Here is a 9,325-nt window from a genome sequence, read left to right as displayed (position 1 = left end):
ATTTTTGCACCCTGCATTGCTGCCATTAATTTACAGGCCAGACTGCCCTGCTGCCTGTTGAATCTTGCTTCCATAGAATCCAATACCTTCTGTCCCAGTAAAATATTTCCCTGAACAACATATGTTGGCCCTTCAACATGGTTTTTATAATCCTCCGTCGCTGTACCTGTATACCCTTTTGTATTTGCTACTCCATTATTGATAGCAGCAATACCATACTGACGATCTGCCGGACCAAAACCAGCATCATGATTAACCAGCCAATTGATTATCTGAGCGGCATTATCTCCCGCCAGCATTCTCGTACGCGCGTTATCCTGATTGGTAGAGTTATAAGTTGCCTGGGTATTAATTGCGCCTTTTCCTGGAACAAGCTGACTTAAAAAATCTGCTTCATCACCAGGAGAAAATAAACCAAATAAATCTACACAAGAAGCTCCTGCACTTCCCACTTCCCCCGTTACAGGATCTACCGCAACAATAGAAAATGTATCCTGGGCATAAGATAATAAATGGGTAAAAAGCAATAATCCTAATAAAAGTTTTTTCATATTGTGTTTTTTTAGTAAAATTAAAAATGTATGTTTTTCTCGTTTTTCACAAATACATACCTCTTAAACGACAAATAACTGGTTAAAATAATCACAACTATTAATCAATTAGTTAAAATGTTAAAAAATCAGCTAATAGTATATTATTTAATAATTAATTTCAAATAAATGCAAAAACCTTCTGAATTACCTTACAATATAATATGTAAAGCCTTTATTCATTCTGTCTTTAATATCTTATTCTTTAATTATCTTTTTGGTAACCGATGTTTTTCCGTCATTGAGAATTAAAAAGTAGACTCCTGATAATAAATCCCTTATATCAACTACTGAAATATTGTCTTTCAACTTTCCTTTTTGTACGATATTTCCAGCCATATCTTTTATATCATATGACAGTTCTTTCACCTTACTGCTGTGAACAATTTTTACATTTGCAGAAGACGGATTGGGATAAATATCTACAGCATAATTCACTTTATCAACAGAGTTTACAGCTAAGGTACCACCGCATGCAGAACTTGCACTGGAATTATTAAATTGTGTCTGCAATAAATCGATAGGTTCCACACCATCATCATCATGGGTTTTCACTTTTAAAAGTAAGGAGGGTGATCCATAAGCATCTGTAGGTTTAGCAACTTTCAGAAATGCAAAAAGTGAAGAAGTCCCGTTTGTAGCACATCGGGTGTCTGCGCCTACCATTTTTGCACCCTGCATTGCTGCCATTAATTTACAGGCCAGACTGCCCTGCTGCCTTTTAAACCTTGCTTCCATAGAATCCAATACTTTCTTTCCCAGTAAAATATTTCCCTGAACAACATATGTTGGTCCTTCAATATGATTTTTATAATCATCCGTCGCTGTACCTGTATACCCCTTTACATTCACTACTCCATTAGTGATAGCAGCAATACCATATTGACGTTTTTGTGGATCAGAATAAACATCATTATTAACCAGCCAATTGATTATCTGAGCGGCATTATCTCCCGCAAGCATTCTCGTACGCGCATTATCCTGGTTGGTATCCTCATGATATGCCTGGGTATTAATTGCCCCTTTTCCCGGAATAACATCACCTATAAAATCTGCTTGGTAGGAAGAAAAAAAGAAACTAAATAAATCTAAACACGAAGCTCCTGCACTTCCCACTTCCCCCGTTACAGGATCTACCGCAACAATAGAAAATGTATCCTGGGCATAAGATAATAAATGGGTAAAAAGCAATAATCCTAATAAAAGTTTTTTCATATTGTGTGTTTTTAGTAAATTAAAAATATATTTTTCATCTCGTTCCTTACAAATATATACAGATTTCCTAAACAACAAATAACTGATTAAAAATAATCAGCAACTGTTAATCAATTAGTTAACATGTTAAAAAAAAATCAATCAATCGCGTATTATTTGATAATTAATTTCAGATAATTTAATCTTTTCAACAAAAATCCAGACAAAACTTACTACAAAATACATTGACAGATCCTGTAAAAATTAATTAAAGTTTAACCTTAAAAATAGAGGCAAAAACCTTCTGAATGATTATTTTTGATAAATTTTACATACCAATATGTCATTACATTTTAATCCGAGAGATATTACATGGCTTGCTTTTAATGAAAGGGTTTTACAGGAAGCAATGGACGAGAAAGTACCTTTGCACTTAAGAATCCGTTTTCTCGGGATTTTCTCTAATAATTTAGATGAATTTTTCAGAGTACGTGTTGCCGGATTAAAACGCGCCATGGATTTTAAGGAAAAAGTAATTGCAGAATCCTTTTATCAACCTCCTTCAAAAATATTACAGCGGATCAATGAAATTGTCATCAGGCATCAGCAGAATTTTGATAAAACCTGGAAAAAAATCCAGAACGAAATGTCTGATCACAAAGTTTTCATTAAAACTTCAAAAAATCTGACGACGAAACAGAAAGAGTTTGTCAGAAAATATTTTGATGAAATCGTGGAATCCAATGTTATCCCGATCTTACTTCACGAAAACACCTCAATGCCCTATTTAAGGGATAAAAGTCTTTATCTAGGAGTAGCCATGCGGAAAAAAGACTGGCAATACCAGAGCAATTATGCAATCATTGAGATCCCATCACGATTTGTAGGAAGATTTGTGCTTCTTCCTACTGAAGATCCGGAAGAAAAAAATGTAATGCTGCTGGAAGACGTTATTACGTTTAATCTACCGCATATCTTCTCTTATTTCGGATATGACGAATTTGCAGCCAACGCTTTCAAAGTAACAAAAGATGCTGAGCTGGACCTGGATAATGATATCCGGACCAACTTCGCAGAGAAGATTGAAAAAGGGCTTAAAAACAGAAGAAAAGGAAAGCCTACCAGGTTCGTTTTTGATAAGGATATGGATAAAGCTTTACTGGAATTATTGATCCGTAAGCTTAATTTGACCAAGAAAGACAGCATCATCCCCGGTGGAAAAATTCATAATTTTAAGCATTTTATGGATTTCCCGGATGTTTTTGAGAAATATGAAAGACCTGTGGAAAGAACTTCTTTCACTCATCAGGCTTTTGAACATGGCGAAAGGGTGACCGATGTTATTTTAAAAAATGACGTGCTGCTAACATTTCCTTACCATAAATACAATCCGGTGATCGACCTTCTCCGTGAAGCAGCAATGGACCCGGATGTAAAATCTATTCAGATTACGGCTTACCGTTTAGCAAGCAGTTCGAAGATCATCAATGCATTGATCTATGCAGCAAGAAATGGCAAAGAGGTAACTGTAATGCTTGAACTTCAGGCGAGATTCGATGAAGAATCCAATCTGAACTGGAAAGAAATGCTGGAACCAGAAGGAATTACAGTTCTCGTCGGTATCCCTGATAAAAAAGTGCATGCAAAACTTTGTGTTATCAAGAAAAGGGCCCACAATAAAACAATTCAGTACGGCTTTGTAAGTACCGGGAATTTCAATGAAAAAACAGCAAGAATTTATGGTGATCATTTACTGATGACTGCCGATCGACATATCATGGCAGACATTAATAAAATTTTTAACGTATTAAAGAAACCGAAAGAAGATTATCTTCCGATTTTGAAAACTTGTAAAAATTTATTAGTTTGCCCTCAATTTATGCGTGAAAAGATTGTACATCACATCGATAAAGAAATTGAGGAAGCCAAAGCAGGAAAAAAAGCAGAGATCATCATAAAAGCCAACTCGGTAAGTGACCGTGCTTTAATTATTAAATTGTATGAGGCCGCCAATGCCGGAGTATCGGTAAGAATGATTGTAAGGGGGATCTACTGTGTGGTGAACCAGAAAGAGTTTAAAGAAAAAATAAAAGCCATCAGTATTGTTGATGAATATCTGGAACACGCCAGGGTAATGTATTTTTATAATAAAGGAGCTGAAGACATGTATATTTCTTCTGCAGACTGGATGACCAGAAACCTTGATTACAGAATTGAAGCTGCTGCAAAGATTACAGATAAAAACCTGAAAAAAGAATTAAAGGATATTATTGATATTCAGCTTAGAGATAATGTAAAAGCCCGAATTTTAGATAAAAAACTAAGCAATGAATATATAAAAAATGACAAGGATGACTGCCGCTCTCAGATAGAAACGTATAAATATTTAAAAGCTAAAACAAATGTAAAATGAAGATTGCAGCTATAGATATAGGAAGCAATGCCGCCCGACTTTTAATTAATGAAGTCAGAATAAATAATAAACAGCCCGAATTCATTAAACTTAACCTCCTGAGGATTCCCCTGAGATTGGGAATGGATGTATTCACGCTCGGAAAAATCGGTGAGGAAAGAGAGAAAATGGTCATTGATTCCATGAAAATCTTCAGTGATTTAATGAAAATTTATAAGGTAGATCATTACAGAGCCTGTGCTACAAGTGCAATGCGTGATGCTGAAAACGGCCAGCATATTATTAAGGAAGTAAAAGAGCTATCCGGTATTGACATTGAGATTATTTCAGGGGATGAAGAAGCTACTTTAGTATACGAAAACCATGTGGCGGAAGGTCTTGATAAAGAATTTGCCTATCTGTATATTGATGTAGGAGGAGGTTCTACAGAGCTTACATTCTATGAAAACGGTAAAATGATGTATGAAAAATCATTTAATATCGGTACGATCCGTCTGCTGAATAACCTGGTGACCGTTGACAACTGGAAGGAAATGAAGGAGGAAATAAAAAACCATATCGTCAGTAAAAGACCAATTGTAGCCATCGGATCCGGAGGAAATATCAATAAGGTGTTTTCAATGAGCAAAACCAAGGATGGCAGGCCGATGTCTTTAGCTCATCTTAAGAAAACACATAAGGAATTTAACGACCTTAGCGTAGAAGAAAGAATGACCAGGTATAATTTAAGAGAAGACCGTGCAGATGTATTGGTTCCTGCTTTAAAAATTTTCAATAATGTCATGTCATGGTCTGACATCAATAAAATATTCGTTCCTAAAATCTCCGTGGCCGATGGTCTTATCCATAATATATACAATCAGCTGCGCCATAAGAAATAGTTTTAAAAAGCTAAAATATATAAACCGGTTGCCTTTGCAATCGGTTTTTTATTTCTATCATCACCCGAAACAGTTTATCATTTTTAGCAAAAATCGTTAACCTCAATCAGGATAGTACGATTTTCTTTGTTAAAGAATATGAACCAAATATTAAATATTATTACGAATAATTAAATTTATTTTTTTTCATAAAATATTTTAAAGTAAATTTAAAGAACCAATCGTCATCAAAATATAACCGTAAAAAAATGAACTCGATCAAAGTAATTCTTACAGGGGCAACCGGCATGGTAGGCGAAGGTGTTTTAATGGAATGTCTTGAAAATCCTGATGTTTCTGAAATTTTAAGTATAAGCAGAAAACCTTCAGGAAAAAAACATGCTAAACTGAAAGAATATATTGTTTCAGACTTCTTAAACATAGCTATTGATGATGACCACCTGAAAGGGTATGATGCCTGCTTTTTTTGTGCCGGGATCAGCAGTGTGGGAATGAATGAAGAGGATTATACTAAGGTTACCTACGATACGACCCTTCATTTTGCAAAAGCTGTTTTAAACCAAAACCCGGGAATGGTTTTTAACTATGTTTCAGGATCTCATACCGATAGCACGGAAAGTGGAAAAACCATGTGGGCAAGAGTAAAGGGAAGAACCGAAAATGCCTTAAAGAAATTAAACTTTAAAGCAGCCTACAATTTCCGTCCCGGTTTTATGAAGCCTGTGGATGGTCAAACCAATGTAAAATGGTTTTTCAAGCCTTTTATCTGGTTGTTTCCGGTACTTTTGCCGTCCCAGTCACTTACCTTACATGAAGTAGGAAAAGCCATGGTGCATGCTGTACAGAAGGGATACCCAACCTCAACATTAGAAATTCGTGATATTAAAAATCTGTCCAAATGAAAGAAATGCTAAAAAGAATTTTCATGGTTGTTTTTATTCTCCTGGTCTTAACTGCAATTTCTGGGTTTTTCTACATGCAAAAGCATCCAATGGAAAAAGTCTCAACGGTAAAAAGCTCGGTTGATCAGAAGCTATCAAAATAGAAACAAAGCTATTTTGATCCTAAGAAAGTTTTTATATGATTACATATTATTAATTATTTCTTAAGATTCCATTAAAATATTTACAAAAGATAAAGTTCATTTTTGCACTAATCAAAATTTGAGTAAAAATGATGAATAACTATCTTTTCAGAGGCATCCTGCCTATCGCTGTTTTATTTCAGGGATCTGTATTCGGGCAGTCGTTGATCCACTACTGGAATTTCAACAACAATGCTTCAGAAGCCTCAATTACCACCCCTACTTCTTCCCTTGTAAGCGGTTCAGCTCTGGCTGCCCTTGCCGGTGGAACAAGTGTGATCGACTTTGCCGGCGGAACCGGGCAAAATTTTAATGTTGACAATTTTAATGCAAGGAACAGTGATCCTTCAGGGACTCATTTAAGATTCAACAACCCTATCGGTGGTAGTTTACAATTTTCTTTACCTACGACAGGATATAATAATGTTATTGTAAAATTTACCACCCGAAGATCCGGATCAGGTGCCGGAACGCAAATCTGGTATTATTCCACAGACGGAACTTCTTACACCCAATACCAGACCGTTACCCCGCAGGATGCCAATCCACAGCTTATTACTTTTGATTTTTCAGGAACAGCCGGAGTAGCCAATAACCCTAATTTCAAATTAAAAGTTGAATTTGCTGCAGGTACAGGAGGAACGGTAGGAAATAACCGTTTTGATAACTTTACGGTTGATGCAACAGTCACTGGCGGTGCTGATACTACTCCACCGGCTGTATCTTATTTACCAGCCAACAGCACAAACAATGCTTCAACAACCGTAAACCCTACCATTTCTTTTAATGAAAATGTAAGGTTAGCAGATAACTCCGCAATCACCGATTCTAATGCACAAAACCTTGTGGAATTCCGTTTAGGCAATTCTGCAGGTACACCAATTCTCTTCACTACTACTTTTGCTAATAATAAGATCACCATCATCCCGGCTTCAGCACTGCTCCCCAACCAGGCTTATTACCTTGCACTAAAGCCCAATACGGTAGAAGATTTAAGTGACAATGGTGTTACGGCTACTACATCAAGCACTTTCACCACAGCAGGCACATCGGTTTCTTTAGATAAGAATTTCATTAAAGTCAGTGAAAATGCCGGAAGCTTAAGTTTCAAAATAAATGTTAATAATCCTGCAGCCTCAACGGTAAACCTGGTGGTGAAACCTGCACCTTTCAGCACAGCGAACAGCAATGATTTTACGTTAACAAACCAAACTATTAATATCACGCCCTCTACAACAAGCTATACTATAAATATTCCGGTTATTGATGATACCCTGGAAGAACAAAGCGCGGAATACTTTACCGTAAGTCTTGAAAACCCGGTAGGGACAACAATTTCAGGAGATAATTCTTCAACTGTTTATATTGTTGATAATGATAAACCGGCTCCTGTTCCTTCACAGCAGATCCAGCTAAACTATATCGGAAGCTTCGATCCTTCAGGAATCAACAACAGCTCTACGGAAATTGTTGTGCATGACCCTGCCTCCCAAAGGCTATTTACCATAAGTTCTTTAACGGATGTTTTTGATATTGTTGATTTCAGTAATCCAACCACTCCATCTGTTATCCAGACTGTGAATATGGCTCCATATGGCGGAATTACGAGTATTGCTGTTAAAAATGGAATTTTAGCGGTTTCTTCTCCTAATTCAAACCCACAGCAAAACGGATCGGTTATTTTCTTTGATATCAACGGAAATTTCCTGAAACAGGTAACCGTTGGGGCCTTACCGGATATGATCACTTTCACACCGGACGGCACTAAAGTAATTACAGCTAATGAGGGAGAACCTAATGATGCGTATACCGCAGACCCGGAAGGCACCGTGAGTATTATCGATATTTCAGGGGGAATTAACAACCTTACCCAAAATAATGTAACAACGCTTAATTTCAACAGTTATGATTCTCAGGTAGCTGCCTTAACGGCAACAGGATTAAGAAAAGTAAGAACAGCCAATACGCTTTCTCAGGATCTGGAACCTGAATATGTAACAGTAAGCTCAGACAGCCAGAAAGCATGGGTAACTCTTCAGGAAAACAATGCTGTTGCTGAAATTAATCTTGCTGCAAAAACCATCACCGGAATCTGGGGATTGGGTAAAAAAGATATGAGCCTGCCAGGAAACGGTTTTGATGCTTCTGATAATAACAATGAGGTTTTAATAGCCAACTGGCCTGTAAAAGCTTACTACACCCCTGATGCTGTTCAGAATTATAAAGCAGGCGGAACAAATTATATTATAACAGCCAATGAAGGAGATGAAAAAGACCTTTCCGGATTCAGTGAAAGAACGACTGTGGGAGCCAATAGTTATGCTTTGGATGCAACTCTTTTCCCTCAGTCATCAATTTTAAAGGCGTCTTATAATTTAGGAAGATTCAGGGTTTCAAACGCATCAGGAAACACAGACGGAGATGCGGAATTTGAAGAAATTTCAGCTTTAGGAGCCCGCTCGTTCTCCATTTTCAATGCTGATACAAAGCAGATCGTTTATGACAGTGGAGACCGGTTTGAAAGATATATTGCTGCCAGCCATCCTTTAATTTTCAATGCCGACAACGAAAGCAACGGAATAAAAAACAGAAGCCGTGCAAAAGGTCCTGAGCCTGAAGGTGTGGCTTTGGGAGTAATCGGCGGGCAGACCTATGCTTTCATTACTTTAGAAAGAACCGGAGGAGTGATGGTATATAATATTACAGACCCAAACAACCCTACCTTCACAGATTACAAACACTCCCGTTCCACATCTGCTTACGGAGGCGACAATGGTCCTGAAGGAATCACTTATATCGCACCTGAAAATACAACTACAGGAAAAGGATATGTAGTAATTGCCAACGAAATCAGCGGAACTTTATCAATGTATGAAATATCTTCTCCTATCTTAGGTACTGGTGAAATAAAAGCAGAAAAACCAACTTTCAACATATTCCCTAACCCGGTGACAAAAGGAAATACCTTATATTTCAACAGAGCCCAGGATTACGAATTATATGATATGTCCGGAAAACTTATCGGAAAAGAGAAAAACGCTTTAACGATAGAAACCTCAAGACTATCTACAGGAGTTTATCTTGTAAAAACTTCAGAGGGGCAGATCAAAAGGGTAATTGTAAAATAGAATATATTATTTAGTTGATTAAAAATGACCCCGGA

Annotated in this window: 6 protein-coding genes; 4 read left to right on the top strand and 2 right to left on the bottom strand. The window is 36.9% G+C overall.

The genetic code is table 11. The features are described 5' to 3' along the window. Positions 1-551 (bottom strand): DUF1028 domain-containing protein (locus PMI13_RS04215; RefSeq protein ID WP_007841017.1); only part of this gene is annotated, 551 nt, incomplete at its 3' end. A gap of 237 nt (positions 552-788) precedes the next feature. Then, positions 789-1,805: a DUF1028 domain-containing protein gene (locus tag PMI13_RS04210; protein WP_007841013.1), complete on the bottom strand. Its 1,017-nt coding sequence runs from the start codon at positions 1,803-1,805 to the stop codon at positions 789-791. 319 nt (positions 1,806-2,124) lie between these two features. Here PMI13_RS04210 and ppk1 point away from each other — a divergent pair, with 319 nt between their 5' ends. The 4 genes from ppk1 (at position 2,125) to PMI13_RS04190 (ending at position 9,290) form a co-directional block, all read left to right on the top strand. Further along, positions 2,125-4,197 carry a polyphosphate kinase 1 gene (ppk1, locus tag PMI13_RS04205; RefSeq protein ID WP_007841012.1) on the top strand — a complete coding sequence of 691 codons (2,073 nt, stop codon included), beginning with the start codon at positions 2,125-2,127 and terminating at the stop codon, positions 4,195-4,197. Beyond that, entirely contained in the window at positions 4,194-5,078 is an 885-nt protein-coding gene (locus tag PMI13_RS04200) for a Ppx/GppA phosphatase family protein (protein WP_007841011.1), read from the top strand. The genes ppk1 and PMI13_RS04200 overlap by 4 nt, the downstream gene beginning before the upstream one ends. Before the next feature lie 248 nt (positions 5,079-5,326). Next, on the top strand, positions 5,327-5,980 hold the full coding sequence (locus PMI13_RS04195) for an NAD-dependent epimerase/dehydratase family protein (RefSeq protein WP_007841010.1): 654 nt from the start codon (positions 5,327-5,329) through the stop codon (positions 5,978-5,980). A gap of 271 nt (positions 5,981-6,251) precedes the next feature. Beyond that, entirely contained in the window at positions 6,252-9,290 is a 3,039-nt protein-coding gene (locus PMI13_RS04190) for a choice-of-anchor I family protein (protein ID WP_007841009.1), read from the top strand. Positions 9,291-9,325 lie beyond the last annotated feature (35 nt).

Origin of the sequence: Chryseobacterium populi, assembly GCF_000282115.1 — a bacterium.
Lineage (GTDB): Bacteria > Bacteroidota > Bacteroidia > Flavobacteriales > Weeksellaceae > Chryseobacterium > Chryseobacterium populi.
This window is presented reverse-complemented; position numbering and strand designations above follow the sequence as displayed.

Excerpts from the sequence above, each read along its gene's own strand:
- PMI13_RS04210 (WP_007841013.1), bottom strand. The coding sequence starts at position 1,805 with ATGAAAAAACTTTTATTAGGATTATTGCTTTTTACCCATTTATTATCT.
- ppk1 (WP_007841012.1), top strand. The coding sequence starts at position 2,125 with ATGTCATTACATTTTAATCCGAGAGATATTACATGGCTTGCTTTTAAT.
- PMI13_RS04200 (WP_007841011.1), top strand. The coding sequence starts at position 4,194 with ATGAAGATTGCAGCTATAGATATAGGAAGCAATGCCGCCCGACTTTTA.
- PMI13_RS04195 (WP_007841010.1), top strand. The coding sequence starts at position 5,327 with ATGAACTCGATCAAAGTAATTCTTACAGGGGCAACCGGCATGGTAGGC.
- PMI13_RS04190 (WP_007841009.1), top strand. The coding sequence starts at position 6,252 with ATGATGAATAACTATCTTTTCAGAGGCATCCTGCCTATCGCTGTTTTA.